The following is a 12,898-nucleotide window of genomic DNA, read 5'->3' on the forward strand; positions in this document are numbered from 1 at the left end:
GCTGCGGCATCATAGAAGGCATGCCCGAGACGCCCGTTCCGCCCGCAGCGCCCGACAACAACCCGGACGCGCCGCTGGCCCGCAACCCCATCGCCTTCGCCAGTGACTTCATCACCGAGCTGCTGGCCTGGCCCTGGCTGCAGACCCTGCACACCTTCCGCCAGCGCTTCCGCGAGGAGAAGCTGGGCCTGACCGCCGGCAGCCTGACCTTCACGACGCTGATCTCGCTGGTGCCGCTGCTGACGGTGATGCTGGCCATCTTCACGGCCTTCCCGATGTTCTCCAGTTTCCAGGCGGCGCTGGAGCAGTATTTCCTGAAGAGCCTGATCCCGCCCAATATTGCCAAGCCGGTGCTGGCGTCCCTCACGCAGTTCGCGGCCAAGGCCAACAAGCTGGGCGTCGTCGGCCTGGTGGCCCTGGGCGTCACGGCCCTGGCCCTGATGCTGACCATCGACCGCACGCTGAACGCCATCTGGCGCGTCAAGCGGCCCCGGCCCATGGCCCAGCGCGTCCTCGTCTACTGGGCGGCCCTGACCCTGGGCCCGCTGCTGCTGGGCGGCAGCCTGACGCTGACGAGCTATGCCATCAGCGTCGGCCAGGGTTATCTCACGGCCATGCCGGCCAGCATGTCGACGGCCCTGGGCAGTGCCGACGTGGTGCTGTTCGGCCTGGCCATGGCCGGGCTTTTCCACTACGTGCCCAACACCCATGTGCGCTGGCGCCATGCCCTCATCGGCGGCGCCTTCGTCTCCATCGGCTTCTCGCTGGCCAAGTCGCTGCTGGCCTGGTACGTCAAGCAGGTGCCGACCTATTCGACGCTGTACGGCGCCTTCGCCACCGTGCCCATCTTCCTGATCTGGATCTACCTCGGCTGGGTCATCGTGCTGCTGGGGGCCATCCTGGCGGCCAACACGCCCAGCCTGACGGGCCGCCTGCATCTGCGCCCCGACACGCCGGGCCAGCCGATGGCCCTGGCGCTGGAAGTGCTGCGCGAGCTCTGGCGCGTGCGCGAGGCCGGCCAGCAGGGCCTGTCCTATCTGAGCCTGGCCGTTGCGCTGCGCGTCGACCCGCTGCAGCTCAGCCCCGTCATCGACAAGCTGCTGGCCATGGACTGGATAGGCCGCCTGGAAGAAGAGGGCGCCCAGCGCCTGGTGCTGCTGTGCTCACCCGAGAAGGCGCTGGCCGAGCCGCTGGTGGCCGCCTTCCTGGCCGAGCGTCAGGGCCTGCTCGGCAATCTCTGGGCGCAGGGTGATTGGTCCAAGCTGACCTTGGACCGCCTGCTCGTCACTGCGGCTGGAAGCCCCCGGCCTTGATGATCTTGGCCCAGGCCGCCGCGTAGGCGCGCTCGCGGGTGGCCAACTGGGTCGAGCTCATCATGCCCACCGACAGGCCCAGCTCGGTCAGCCTGGCCTTCACCCCCGGCTGGTTGATGACGCCGGCCAGTGCATTCGAGAAGCGTTCGACAACAGCCGGCGGCGTGCCGGCCGGCGCGAACAGGCCGTAATAGGGCAGGTCCTCGAAGCCGGCGATGCCCAGCTCGGCAAAGGTCGGCACCTCGGGCAGCACGCCCTGGCGCTGCTGGCCCATGACGGCGACGATCTTCAGCTTCTTCTGCTGGTGGTTGACGATGAGGTCGGGCACCGAGCCGACGCCGGCGCTGATCTGGTTGCCCAGCATGTCGGCGATCATGGGCGCGCTGCCACGGTAGGGCACGCTGAGCAGGTTGAGGCCATTCTTCTCGCCCAGCAGCTTGACGAGGAACTCCGGCACCGAGGCCGGCGCCGGGATGCCGACGCTGGCCTGGCCGTTGTGCTGCTTCTTCACCCAGGCGAGGTAGTCCGGCAGGCTGCCAACCGGCGTGCCGCCCGAGAGGGCAAAGGCGTTGGCGAAGGTGGCAAAACCCGCCACCGGCACGAAGTCCTTGGCCGGGTCGAAGCCCGGGTTCTTCATGACCAGGGGCAGGATGGAGATGGTGTGGTCGTGGCTGACGAAGAAGGTCGTGCCGTCGGGCGCAGCCGCCTTCAGCGCCTGGGCCGCGATCTGGCCGCCGGCGCCGGGCTTGTTCTCGACCAGCACCGTCGTGCCCAGCGAAGCCTGCAAGGCCTCGCCCAGCAGCCGCGCGATCGCATCGGTGCCGCCGCCGGCGGGGAAGCCGACCAGCAGCCGGATCGGCTTGTCCTGGGCTTGCGCCGTGAAGGGCAGGGCGGCCAGCGTGGCCAGGGTCGCGCGACGGGTGAATTGCATGCATGCCTCCTTGTGCGGAGGCTGCAGTCTACGGATGAAGCACCACCAGCAGCGCAGTCGCCGCCGACTTGGCGTTGTTGCGGATGGCATGCGGCCCGTCCACCGCATAACGCGCCGTCTCGCCGGCCTTGAGCTTGCTCGTCACGCCCTGGGCACTGACTTCCAGGCTGCCGGTCAGCACGCTGAGGTGCTCGCGCGAGCCGGGCTCGTGGGCCTGGCTGTCCAGCACGCCGCCGGGCTGCACCGTCAGCTCGTACCACTCGAACTGGCCGGCCAGCTCGATGGGGCCGAGGATGCGCAGCTTGCACAGACCGTCCGGGCTGGTCAGCCCTGGCGTGGCGTGGGCCGGCACCGTTTCGATGGCCGGCGTGGCGGCGCGTTCGCCGCCCAGCAGCTCACCCATGTCCACGCCCAGGGCATTCGCCAGCCGCCACACCACGGCCACCGTGGGATTGGCCTGGTTGCGCTCGATCTGCGACAACATCGACTTGCTCACGCCGGCCCGCTTGGAGAGATCATCCAGCGACAGGCCACGGCTGCTGCGCAGCGCCTGCAGGGCAGCGCCGACGCGCGGGGGTTCGGTGTCCATGTTCATGCTTGACGGCAATAGACGTTTTTCAGATACTGCACGAAAGTTCGATATATCGAACAAGTTCACTTTACTGAATTGTGCATCAGGAGCAGCGCCATGAGCCAGGCTTTCTATCAACATCTGCAGACCGAACTGGACGGCATCCGTGCCGCCGGCCTCTTCAAGGCCGAGCGCATCATCACGACGCCCCAGGGTGCGGTCGTCAAGACGACCGATGGCCGCGAGGTCATCAACCTCTGCGCCAACAACTACCTCGGCCTGTCGTCGCATCCGAAGGTCATCGAAGCGGCCCACGAGGCCCTGCGCACCCACGGCTTCGGCCTGTCCTCGGTGCGCTTCATCTGCGGCACCCAGGATCTGCACAAGGAGCTGGAGGGCCGCATCGCCCGCTTCGTCGGCTGTGAGGACGCCATCCTCTACGCCGCGGCCTTCGACGCCAACGGTGGCCTCTTCGAGCCCCTGCTGGGCGAGCAGGACGCCATCATCAGCGACGCGCTCAACCACGCCTCCATCATCGACGGCATCCGCCTGTGCAAGGCCCAGCGCTACCGCTACGAGCACAACAACCTCGAGGACCTCGAGCGTTGCCTGAAGGAAGCCAAGGAGAAGGGCGCCCGCTTCACGCTGGTCTTCACCGACGGCGTGTTCTCCATGGACGGCACCATCGCCCAGCTCGACAAGATCCGCGCCCTGTGCGACCAATACGACGCGCTGCTGGGCATCGACGAATGCCACGCCAGCGGCTTCATGGGCAAGACCGGCCGCGGCACGGCCGAGCACCGCGGCGTGTTCGGCAAGATCGACATCATCACCGGCACCTTCGGCAAGGCCCTGGGCGGCGCCTCGGGCGGCTTCACGGCCGCGCGCAAGGAAGTGGTCGAGCTGCTGCGCCAGCGCTCGCGCCCCTATCTGTTCAGCAACACCCTGGCGCCCAGCATCGCCGGCGCGTCGCTGGCCGTGCTGGACCTGCTGGAGGGCTCGACCGCCCTGCGCGACAAGCTGGAAGCCAACACCGCCTACTTCCGCGCGGCCATCCAGGCGGCCGGCTTCGAGATCAAGCCCGGCACCCACCCCATCGTGCCCATCATGGTCTACGACGCGGTCAAGGCCCAGGAACTGAGCAAGCGCATCCTGGAGCTGGGCATCTACGCCGTCGGCTTCTTCTTCCCCGTCGTGCCCAAGGGCCAGGCCCGCATCCGCGTGCAGGTCTCGGCCGTGCACGAGCGCGAGCACCTGGAGAAGGCCGTCGCCGCCTTCACCCAGGCCGGCAAGGAACTGGGGATCCTGAAATGAGCACCCCGCGCATCCTCATCATCGGCGCCAACGGCCAGATCGGCACCGAGCTGGCGACCGAACTCGCCAAGCTGCACGGCAACGATGCCGTCATCACCAGCGACCTGAGCCCCCAGGGCCGCGTGCCCACGCTCAAGCACGAGATGCTGGACGTGACGGACGCCGGCGGCCTGACGACCATCGTAAAGCGCCACAAGATCACCCAGATCTACCACCTCGCCGCCGCCCTGTCGGCCAACGGCGAGAAGCACCCAATGTGGGCCTGGGACCTGAACATGAAGGGCCTGCTCAATGTGCTGGAACTGGCCCGGCACGAGAAGCTGGACAAGATCTTCTGGCCCAGCTCCATCGCTGCCTTCGGCCCCAACACGCCGGCAGTCGACACGCCGCAGACCACGGTCATGGACCCGACGACGGTCTACGGCATCTCCAAGCTGGCCGGCGAGCGCTGGTGCGCCTGGTACCACGCCAAGCATGGTGTCGACGTCCGCAGCCTGCGCTACCCCGGCCTCATCAGCTGGAAGACGCCGCCCGGCGGCGGCACGACCGACTACGCCGTCGAGATCTTCCACTCCGCCATCAAGGAAGGCCGCTACACCTGCTTCCTGAAGGAAGACCAGGCCCTGCCGATGATGTACATGCCCGATGCGCTGCGCGCCACCATCGAGCTCATGAACGCGCCGGCCGAAAGCGTGAAGCAGCGCGGCAGCTACAACCTCGCCGGCGTCAGCTTCACGCCCGAGCTGATCGCCGCTTCCATCCGCCGCCGCATCCCCGGCTTCACGATGGACTGCGTGCCCGACTTCCGCCAGGCCATCGCCGCCAGCTGGCCGCAGCGCATCGAAGACAGCACGGCCCAGGCCGACTGGGGTTGGAAGCTGCAGTACGACCTGGACGCCATGGTCGACGACATGCTGTCGAACCTGACGCGTGAACTGAAGCTGGCCTGACAGTCCAGGGACAGTCCGGGCTGCTAGGCTGGCGGCATGAAGTCAGTCGTAGCCGTCCTCGCCGGGGCCCTGGCCCTGCCCGTCCTCGCCCAGCAGGCTGAACAGGAGCCGGAAGGCCAGCCGGCCCGCTATCTGCTCGGCGCCTCGGTGGCCAGCCGGCCCGAATATGACGGCGCCACGACGCGCCAGACCAAGCTCAGGCCGCTGTGGGCCGTGCAGTGGGGGCGCTGGCGAATCAGCACCTCGGGGGGCAGCGCCATCCTCGGCTTCGGCCGCGACGCCGGCGGGGCCGGCGCCAGCACCTTGCTGATCGACAGCAGCAGGCTGCGCCTGGGCGTGGCCCTGCGGGTGGACAGCGGCCGCAACAGCGGCGACTCCAGCACCACCCAGGGCCTGCCCGACGTCAAGCGCACGCTGCGCGCCCGGCTTTACGCCAACTACAGCCTGGCGCCCGACTTGAACCTCGGCGCCAACCTCTCGCAGGACCTGCTCGGCCACAAGGGCGGGCTGACGGCGGGCGTGGACCTGGGCTGGCGCTTCTACCGCAGCCCGACGCTGGAATGGGCCAGCGGCATCGGCGTCTCGGCCGGCGACGCCACCAATATGCGCAGCTACTTCGGCGTCCCCGAGTCGGCCACCGCCGCCAGCGGCAAACCCGCTTACGAGCCCGGTGCCGGCCTGCGCGACGTGCATGCCGGCGTGAGCTTCACGCGGCCGCTGTCCAAGCACTGGTTCGCCTTCGGCGGCGCCGGCGGCAGCTACCTGCTGGGGCCGGCGGCGGACAGCCCGCTCACGCAGCAGCGCAAAGGGACTTACGCGAACCTCGGCATCGCCTGGCGCAACTAGAGCTTGACCTTGCCGCGCCAGATGTCGGCGTACATCACCCAGTCGCCCATGAAGCTGAACAGCGGGTATTTGAAGGTTGCCGGCCGGTTCTTCTCGAAGAAGAAATGCCCGATCCAGGCGAAGCCATAACCGCACAACAGGCCGTACAGCAGCCAGACCAGGGCACCGGTCGCCAGCAGCTGGAAGAGACAGAGCAGCACCAGCGTCGAGCCGACGAAGTGCAGGCGGCGGCAGACGCTGTTGCTGTGCTCGCTGAGGTAGAAGGGATAGAAGTCGGCGAAGCGGGTGAAGCGGTCGGTGCTCATGATGGGCATGCTGACACTGCGGCAGTAGGCCTTAGATTCAATCGCGGGTTGGGCCCGAGCGGCAAGCGGGCTTGCCCTGGCAACAATGAATCGATGCGCCCGTCACCCGCCACCGAATTCGAAGCCGTCATCCTCGGCGCCGGCATGTCCGGGCTGTGCATGGCCATCCAGCTGCAGCGCGCCGGCCTCCAGGACTTCCTCATCGTCGAGAAGTCCACCGGCATCGGCGGCACCTGGTGGGACAACCGCTACCCGGGCGCCCAGGTCGACATCCCGGCGCCGGCCTACAGCTTCAGCTTCGCGCCCAATCCGCACTGGACGCACCGCTTCGCCGACGCGCCCGAGATCCAGCGCTACCAGCAGCGCCTGGCCGAGAGCCACGACCTGCTGCCGCGCATGCGCCTGGGCCGCGCCATCGTCGATGCGAGCTTCGACGAACCGGCGGGGCGGTGGCATCTGAACCTGGACGACGGCAGCCGCATCACGGCGCGCTTCTTCGTCTGCAGCACCGGCCAGCTCAGCATTGCGCGCTGGCCCGACATCCCCGGGCTGGCTGATTTCCAGGGCCGCCTGCTGCACACCGGCCGCTGGCCCGCCGATGCCGACCTGGCCGGCAAGCGCATCGGTGTCATCGGCACCGGCTCGACGGCGGCTCAGCTGGTGCCGGCACTGGTGCCCACGGCGGGTCAATTGAAGGTCTTCCAGCGCACCCCGAACTGGGTGCTGCCGCGCCTGGACCGGCGCTACGGACGACTGGACCGCTGGCTGATGCGCGTGCCGGGCTATGCCGCGTTGACGCACAAGGCTTTCTGCGCCGCTCTGGACCTGGGGCGGCATGGCTTCGACGACGGCACTCTGGCCCGTCGCGCGGCCGTGGCGGTGGCCGATCGGCATCGCCGCCGAGTGAGCGACCCGGCCTTGCGCGAGGCCCTGACGCCGCGCTATCCGCTGGGCTGCAAGCGCATCATCTATTCCAACGACTACTACCCGGCCCTGCAGTTGCCGCAGTCCGAACTGGTCACGGCCGGCATCGAACGCATCACGCCCGCCGGAGTGCTGACGGCCGATGGTCGCGAGCGCGCACTGGATGCGCTGGTCTGCGCAACCGGCTACGACACCACCCACCCCTTGTCGGGCCTGCCGGTGCGCGGCCGGGGTGGGCGGCTGCTCAGCGACGCCTGGGCCGGCGGGCCGCAGGCCTATCTGGGTGTCAGCGTGCCGGACTTTCCCAACTTCTTCCTGATGTTGGGGCCGAACACGCTGACGGGGCACACCTCGGCCCTGTTGTCGCTGGAGCCCCAGGTCGAGCATGCCATCGCCTGCATGCAGCGCTTGCGGGGCGAGGGCGGCCGCTGGATTGCCGTGAAGGCCCAGGCGGCCCAGGCCCAGGACGCTGCATTGCAGAAGCGGCTGTCGACCTCGGTCTGGGCCCATTGCAATTCCTGGTACCGCGCCGAGGGCGGACGCATCGTCGCCATCTGGCCCGGCTTTGCGCGCGACTATGCCCGCGCGGTCCGCCGGCCCGACGCGGCCGCCTACGAGCTGGGCTGAAGCGCTGCCCTCAACGCCGCCAGCATGGCGTCGGGCGCCTCGGCCATCAGTGCATGGCCGGCCGGCAGCTTGTGGATGCGCGGCTTCAGCAGGCCGCCCAGCACCACGTTCTGCTTGGGTGAAGTCATCTGGTCGAGCGCGCCGAGGACGAAGTGCACCGGGCAGCTCACGCGTGCCGCGGCCGCTTCGCCACCGGCATAGCGGTCGCAGACCTGGAAGTCGTTCTCGAACAGGTTGACGGCCGTCTGGCGCGACTGCAGCCGCTTCATCAGCGCCATCGAGCCGCCGCGCAGCCAACTGCCGGGGCCCGGGTAGCCGGGCTTGGCGCTGGCCAGGGAATGCGAGAAGGCGGTGACCATGGCCATGGCCGCCTCGGGCTGGTCGCGTGCCGTCGTCAGCAGGGCTTCCGAGACCTTCATCGGATAGGCCGTGCCCACCATGACCAGGGTGCTGGCCCGCACTGCGGCTTCAAGCGCAATCAGTGAGCCCATGCTGTGGCCGACCAGGGTCGCCTTCTGCACGCCGGCGGCGTCCAGCAGCCGGTGCAGCCAGGACGCGATGTCCTCGACGCTCTTCAAGGGCATACCGCCGCTGCGGCCGTGACCAGGCAGGTCGACGGCCAGCACGCCATAGCCGTGATGGGCGCACCAGCGGGCCAGCAGGGTCCAGACGCTGTGGTCGTTCAGCGCGCCGTGGATGAAGACGACGCAGGGCAGGGCGGGGTCGAAGGGCTTGCCGCCGGTGTAGGCATAGGCCTCGTGGGAGTCGACCGTCAGCTTCATGACTTGCTCGCCACTTTGAGCGCCCGCTTCAGGTCGTCGATGAGGTCGGCCGGATCTTCCAGGCCGATGGACAGACGGATGGTGCCGGGGCCGATGCCGGCACTCTTCAGCGCGGCGTCGTCCATGCGGAAGTGGGTGGTGCTGGCCGGATGGATGACCAGGGACTTGGCGTCGCCGACATTGGCGAGGTGGGAAAAGATCTTCAGCGCCTCGATGAAGGCGCGCCCCTGCTCGCGGCTGCCCTTGAGGTCGAAGGAGAAGACCGCGCCGGCACCGCGCGGCATCAGCTTCTGGGCCAGGGCGTGGTCGGGGTGGGAGGCGAGGCCGGGGTAGGCCACCTTGTCGACGAGGTCGTGGGCTTGGAGGAACTCGGCCACCGCCTGTGCATTGGCGACGTGCCGGGCCATGCGCAGCGGCAGGGTCTCCAGCCCCTGCAGCATCAGCCAGGCGGTGTGCGGGCTCATGCAGGCGCCGAAGTCGCGCAGGCCCTCGCGGCGGGCGCGCAGCAAAAAGGCGCCGACGGTGCTCTCCTCGCTGAAGACCATGCCGTGGAAGCCCTCATACGGCTCACACAGCGTGTCGAACTTGCCGTGACGGTCGTGGGCGGCTTGCCAGTCGAACGAGCCGGCATCGACGAGTACGCCGCCAATGACGGTGCCATGGCCGCACAGGAATTTGGTGGCCGAGTGGTAGACCAGGTCGGCGCCCAGCTCGGCCGGTCGCTGCAGATAGGGCGTGGCGAAGGTGGCATCCACCAGCAGCGGCAGACCGGCCTCATGGGCAAGCGCCGAGACGGCCGGGATGTCCAGCACGTCCAGCCCCGGGTTGCCCAGCGACTCGCCGAACAGCAGCCGGGTCTCGGGCCGGATGGCCGCGCGCCAGGCGTCGAGGTCGCGCGGATTCACGAAGGTCGTTTCGATACCGAAACGCTTCAGCGTGTAGTGCAACAGGTTGTGGCTGCCGCCATACAGGGCCGTGCTGGCGACGATGTGGCCGCCGGCGCCCATCAGCGTGCAGATGGCCAGGTGCAGGGCCGCCTGGCCGCTGGCCGTGGCGATCGCGCCGACGCCGCCGTCCAGGGCCGCCATGCGCTCCTCGAAGACGGCCGTCGTCGGGTTGGAGAGCCGGCTGTAGACATGGCCTGCCCTCTCCATGTTGAACAGCGAGGCGGCGTGCTCGCTGCTCTCGAAGACGAAGGAGGCGCTCAAGTGCAGCGGCGTCGCCCGCGCGCCGGTGCCCGGATCGGGCGTGGCGCCGGCATGCAAAGCTAGGGTGTCGAAGCCCGGCATGGTGTTTTCTATGGTGTGGATGCGCGGGGATTGTGTGCTATGTTGCCCATGAGTTTTTGCCACGGAGGTTCCCATGAAAGTCGTCGATATCCTGCGTGTCAAAGGCGGCACCCTGTTCACCGTCACGCCCGACGAGCCGCTGAAGGATTCCCTCGCCGTCATGGCCGAGCGCGACATCGGCTCGCTGGTGGTCATGGAGCATGGCGACCTGGTGGGCATGCTGACCTTTCGCGAGGTCATCTCGGCGGTCGTCAAGAACAACGGCGCCGTCGGCACGACCATCGTGCGTTCGGTCATGGACGATGCGCCGCTGACCTGCACGCCCGAGACCGAGATCGACGAGGTGCGCCGCATGATGCTGGGCCGCCACGCCCGCTACATGCCGGTCATGAACGGCAAGACGCTGATGGGGGTCATCTCCCTGTACGACGTGGCTAAGGCCGTGGTGGACAGCCAGGACTTCGAGAACCGCATGCTCAAGGCCTATATCCGCGACTGGCCGGTCGAGGAAGGCACGGCCGAGGCCGAGCCCAAGCTCTAGTTCGCAACGCATGAAGGCGGCCTTTTCGGGCCGCTTTTGCTTTTGGGCGCCGCCTAAAATCGGTGGCATATGTCAGGCAGCACCTTCGGCGAACTCTTCCGCGTCACCAACTTCGGCGAAAGCCATGGCCCGGCCATCGGCTGCGTCATCGACGGCTGCCCCCCGGGCATGGCCCTCAGCGAGGCCGACATCCAGCCCGAGCTGGATCGTCGCCGCCCCGGCACCAGCCGGCACGTGACCCAGCGCAACGAGCCGGACGCGGTCAAGATCCTGTCCGGCGTCTACGAGGGCGTCACCACCGGCACGCCCATCTGCCTGCTGATCGAGAACACCGACCAGCGCAGCAAGGACTACGGCAACATCCTCGACACCTTCCGCCCCGGCCACGCCGACTACACCTACTGGCGCAAATACGGTGTACGCGATCCGCGCGGTGGCGGCCGCGCGTCGGCCCGGCTGACCGCGCCCATGGTCGGCGCCGGTGCCGTGGCCCGCAAATGGCTGCGCGAGAAGTACGGCACCGAGTTCCGCGGCTGCATGACCCAGCTGGGCGAGATCGAGATTCCCTTCGAAGGCTGGGAACACGTGGGGCAGAACCCCTTCTTCGCCGCCAACGCCAGCAAGATCGCGGCGCTGGAGGACTATATGGACGCTCTGCGCAAGGCCGGTGACTCGGTCGGCGCGCGCATCCGCGTCGAGGCCACCGGCGTGCCGGTGGGCCTGGGCGAGCCGCTGTTCGACAAGCTCGATGCCGACGTCGCCTACGCCATGATGGGCATCAATGCCGTCAAGGGTGTCGAGATCGGCGCCGGCTTCGCGGTCGTGGCCCAGAAGGGCACCGAGCATGGCGACGAGCTGAGTCGCGAAGGTTTTGCCAGCAACAACTCCGGCGGCATGCTGGGCGGCATCTCCACGGGCCAGGACATCGTCGCCAGCATCGCCATCAAGCCCACCAGCTCCATCCGCAGCCCCAAGGCCAGCATCGACCGCGCCGGCAACCCGTCGGTGGTGGAGACCTTCGGCCGCCACGACCCCTGCGTGGGCATCCGCGCCACGCCCATCGCCGAGGCCATGCTGGCCCTGGTGCTGATGGACCATGCCCTTCGTCATAGGGCGCAATGCGGCGACGTGAGGCTGCCCATCGACCCGATTCCGGCAACTCGTCCGGCCTGATCCGCAGTTCGTCGCCCGAAAGCCGCCGGCCTGATCGCCAGCCGGTGCAGCTCAGCCCCCGCAAACCGCGTTTCGTCACAAGCCCGCTGCGCCCCGACGCTCTCATTTCTAGACTGCAAAGGTCTGTATCAGAGAGCGTACTGGGGGAGCCATGCGTAAGTCGTTCAAGTTGGGTGCCGTTGCAGCTGTCGTGCTGCTGGTGGGCGGAGCCGGTGTGGCCGTCATGGCGAGCAAGGGCGATGGCCCGAAGAAGCCGGGTGACGATGCCAAGGCCAAGCCGGCCCTGGAGTTCGTCGCCAGTGAAGTCGTCAAGCCGACGCTGGCCGCCATGCCGGCCCAGATCGAGTTCAGCGGTCCGCTGGTGGCGCCGGGCACGGCCATGGTGCGCGCCAAGTCCAACGGCACCCTGCTGAACCTCGCCGTCGGCGAAGGCAGCCGCGTCAAGGCCGGCCAGGCTCTGGGCCAGGTCGACCTGGAAGAGCTGCGCTATCGCATCGCCGAGCGCGGCGCCAGCGTCGAGGCCATGCGGGCCCAGATGGAACAGGCCGAGCGCAGCTACAAGGCCAACGAAGGCCTGGCCGCCAAGAATTTCATCGCCCAGACGGCCCTGGACACCTCCCGCGCCGCCTACGAGTCGGCCCGCGCCAACTGGAATGCTGCCAAGGCCCAGCTGGACACCAGCCAGGTGACTATGCGTCAGGCAGCGCTGGTCGCGCCCATCAACGGCGTGGTCTCCAAGCGCCATGTGGTGCCTGGCGAAAAGGTGGCCGCCGAGCAGCAGATCCTGACCATCGTCGACCTGTCGCGGCTGGAACTGGCCGGCCTGGTCGGCACGCATGAAGTCAGCCGCCTCAAGCCCGGCATGACGGTGCAGGTCAAGGTGGAAGGCGTGGACGAGCCGGTCGAAGCCAAGATCGACCGCATCGCCCCCAGCGCCGAGCCGGGCACCCGCTCCATCGGCGTGACCCTGGTGCTGAGCAACCCCAAGGAGCTCTACCGCGCCGGCCAGTACGCCGTCGCCAAGGTGGTGCTGCCCGACGACACCCAGCGCCTGACGGTGCCCATCGCCGCCATCAGCCGCAACTCCGGCCAGGAGCAGGTCTGGATGATCGAGAGCGGGGCCCTGGTGCGCCGCATCGTGACGACAGGGCGCAGCGATGCCCGCGACGGCCGTGTCGAGATCCTGAACGGCCTCAAGCCCGAGGCCCAGGTGCTGGCGGCCCGCTTCGACAATCTGCGCGAAGGCGACAAGGCGACCATCGTGGCCGCCAAGTCAGCCAAGGTCGCCAGCGCGGCGGCTTCGGCCACCGCTCAACAGTGAGGGCCACACCA

13 protein-coding genes are annotated in these 12,898 nt (G+C 68.4%); 8 read left to right on the plus strand and 5 right to left on the minus strand.

The genetic code is table 11. The annotated features are described in order from the left end of the window. Positions 1-20 precede the first annotated feature (20 nt). A complete protein-coding gene (locus AC3WOE_RS03120; RefSeq protein WP_492688193.1) occupies positions 21-1,313 on the plus strand; it encodes a YihY family inner membrane protein in 1,293 nt (430 codons plus the stop codon). Here AC3WOE_RS03120 and AC3WOE_RS03125 read toward each other — a convergent pair. Both AC3WOE_RS03125 and AC3WOE_RS03130 read right to left on the minus strand, forming a co-directional pair. After that, positions 1,285-2,244, minus strand: a complete 960-nt coding sequence (locus AC3WOE_RS03125) for a Bug family tripartite tricarboxylate transporter substrate binding protein (protein WP_492688195.1) — start codon at positions 2,242-2,244, stop codon at positions 1,285-1,287. The genes AC3WOE_RS03120 and AC3WOE_RS03125 overlap by 29 nt on opposite strands. A 28-nt stretch (positions 2,245-2,272) precedes the next feature. Then, positions 2,273-2,833: a helix-turn-helix domain-containing protein gene (locus tag AC3WOE_RS03130; RefSeq protein WP_492688197.1), complete on the minus strand. Its 561-nt coding sequence runs from the start codon at positions 2,831-2,833 to the stop codon at positions 2,273-2,275. Between the two features lie 99 nt (positions 2,834-2,932). Between AC3WOE_RS03130 and kbl the strand changes: the two genes are divergently transcribed. Genes kbl through AC3WOE_RS03145 form a run of 3 tightly spaced genes read left to right on the plus strand, consistent with a single transcriptional unit; the run spans position 2,933 to position 5,925 of the window. Beyond that, positions 2,933-4,129, plus strand: a complete 1,197-nt coding sequence (kbl, locus tag AC3WOE_RS03135; RefSeq protein WP_492688199.1) for a glycine C-acetyltransferase — start codon at positions 2,933-2,935, stop codon at positions 4,127-4,129. Next, positions 4,126-5,079, plus strand: coding sequence for an NAD-dependent epimerase/dehydratase family protein (locus AC3WOE_RS03140; RefSeq protein WP_492688200.1), 954 nt, complete (start codon positions 4,126-4,128; stop codon positions 5,077-5,079). Before kbl ends, AC3WOE_RS03140 begins: the two co-directional genes overlap by 4 nt. A 36-nt stretch (positions 5,080-5,115) precedes the next feature. Further along, positions 5,116-5,925 carry a MipA/OmpV family protein gene (locus AC3WOE_RS03145; RefSeq protein WP_492688201.1) on the plus strand — a complete coding sequence of 270 codons (810 nt, stop codon included), beginning with the start codon at positions 5,116-5,118 and terminating at the stop codon, positions 5,923-5,925. Here the strand turns inward: AC3WOE_RS03145 and AC3WOE_RS03150 are convergent. Further along, positions 5,922-6,239 (minus strand): Mpo1-like protein, encoded by a 318-nt coding sequence (locus tag AC3WOE_RS03150; protein WP_492688202.1) that lies wholly within the window; start codon positions 6,237-6,239, stop codon positions 5,922-5,924. The two genes, AC3WOE_RS03145 and AC3WOE_RS03150, sit on opposite strands and share 4 nt — an antisense overlap. A gap of 84 nt (positions 6,240-6,323) precedes the next feature. Here AC3WOE_RS03150 and AC3WOE_RS03155 point away from each other — a divergent pair, with 84 nt between their 5' ends. Next, positions 6,324-7,781 (plus strand): flavin-containing monooxygenase, encoded by a 1,458-nt coding sequence (locus AC3WOE_RS03155; RefSeq protein WP_492688204.1) that lies wholly within the window; start codon positions 6,324-6,326, stop codon positions 7,779-7,781. On the opposite strand, the gene AC3WOE_RS03160 is transcribed toward AC3WOE_RS03155, so the two are convergent. Continuing rightward, on the minus strand, positions 7,766-8,563 hold the full coding sequence (locus AC3WOE_RS03160) for an alpha/beta fold hydrolase (protein WP_492688206.1): 798 nt from the start codon (positions 8,561-8,563) through the stop codon (positions 7,766-7,768). The two genes, AC3WOE_RS03155 and AC3WOE_RS03160, sit on opposite strands and share 16 nt — an antisense overlap. After that, the gene (locus AC3WOE_RS03165) at positions 8,560-9,852 is read right to left on the minus strand and encodes an O-acetylhomoserine aminocarboxypropyltransferase (protein ID WP_492688208.1); all 1,293 of its coding nucleotides are present in this window, start codon (positions 9,850-9,852) and stop codon (positions 8,560-8,562) included. The genes AC3WOE_RS03160 and AC3WOE_RS03165 overlap by 4 nt, the downstream gene beginning before the upstream one ends. 73 nt (positions 9,853-9,925) lie before the next feature. Between AC3WOE_RS03165 and AC3WOE_RS03170 the strand changes: the two genes are divergently transcribed. From AC3WOE_RS03170 to AC3WOE_RS03180, 3 genes are all read left to right on the plus strand, one after another. Then, positions 9,926-10,393, plus strand: coding sequence for a CBS domain-containing protein (locus AC3WOE_RS03170; RefSeq protein WP_492688209.1), 468 nt, complete (start codon positions 9,926-9,928; stop codon positions 10,391-10,393). A 69-nt stretch (positions 10,394-10,462) separates the two neighbouring features. Next, positions 10,463-11,566, plus strand: coding sequence for a chorismate synthase (aroC, locus tag AC3WOE_RS03175; protein ID WP_492688211.1), 1,104 nt, complete (start codon positions 10,463-10,465; stop codon positions 11,564-11,566). A 151-nt stretch (positions 11,567-11,717) separates the two neighbouring features. Next, positions 11,718-12,887, plus strand: a complete 1,170-nt coding sequence (locus AC3WOE_RS03180) for an efflux RND transporter periplasmic adaptor subunit (protein WP_492688212.1) — start codon at positions 11,718-11,720, stop codon at positions 12,885-12,887. Positions 12,888-12,898 lie beyond the last annotated feature (11 nt).

Source organism: Roseateles sp. FW305-36 (genome assembly GCF_058787015.1).

Bases quoted from the DNA above. Each gene is read 5' to 3' on its own strand.
- AC3WOE_RS03140 (WP_492688200.1), top strand. From the start codon at position 4,126: ATGAGCACCCCGCGCATCCTCATCATCGGCGCCAACGGCCAGATCGGC.
- AC3WOE_RS03130 (WP_492688197.1), bottom strand. From the start codon at position 2,833: ATGGACACCGAACCCCCGCGCGTCGGCGCTGCCCTGCAGGCGCTGCGC.
- kbl (WP_492688199.1), top strand. From the start codon at position 2,933: ATGAGCCAGGCTTTCTATCAACATCTGCAGACCGAACTGGACGGCATC.
- AC3WOE_RS03165 (WP_492688208.1), bottom strand. From the start codon at position 9,852: ATGCCGGGCTTCGACACCCTAGCTTTGCATGCCGGCGCCACGCCCGAT.
- AC3WOE_RS03160 (WP_492688206.1), bottom strand. From the start codon at position 8,563: ATGAAGCTGACGGTCGACTCCCACGAGGCCTATGCCTACACCGGCGGC.
- aroC (WP_492688211.1), top strand. From the start codon at position 10,463: ATGTCAGGCAGCACCTTCGGCGAACTCTTCCGCGTCACCAACTTCGGC.
- AC3WOE_RS03170 (WP_492688209.1), top strand. From the start codon at position 9,926: ATGAAAGTCGTCGATATCCTGCGTGTCAAAGGCGGCACCCTGTTCACC.
- AC3WOE_RS03145 (WP_492688201.1), top strand. From the start codon at position 5,116: ATGAAGTCAGTCGTAGCCGTCCTCGCCGGGGCCCTGGCCCTGCCCGTC.
- AC3WOE_RS03155 (WP_492688204.1), top strand. From the start codon at position 6,324: ATGCGCCCGTCACCCGCCACCGAATTCGAAGCCGTCATCCTCGGCGCC.
- AC3WOE_RS03125 (WP_492688195.1), bottom strand. From the start codon at position 2,244: ATGCAATTCACCCGTCGCGCGACCCTGGCCACGCTGGCCGCCCTGCCC.
- AC3WOE_RS03150 (WP_492688202.1), bottom strand. From the start codon at position 6,239: ATGCCCATCATGAGCACCGACCGCTTCACCCGCTTCGCCGACTTCTAT.
- AC3WOE_RS03120 (WP_492688193.1), top strand. From the start codon at position 21: ATGCCCGAGACGCCCGTTCCGCCCGCAGCGCCCGACAACAACCCGGAC.
- AC3WOE_RS03180 (WP_492688212.1), top strand. From the start codon at position 11,718: ATGCGTAAGTCGTTCAAGTTGGGTGCCGTTGCAGCTGTCGTGCTGCTG.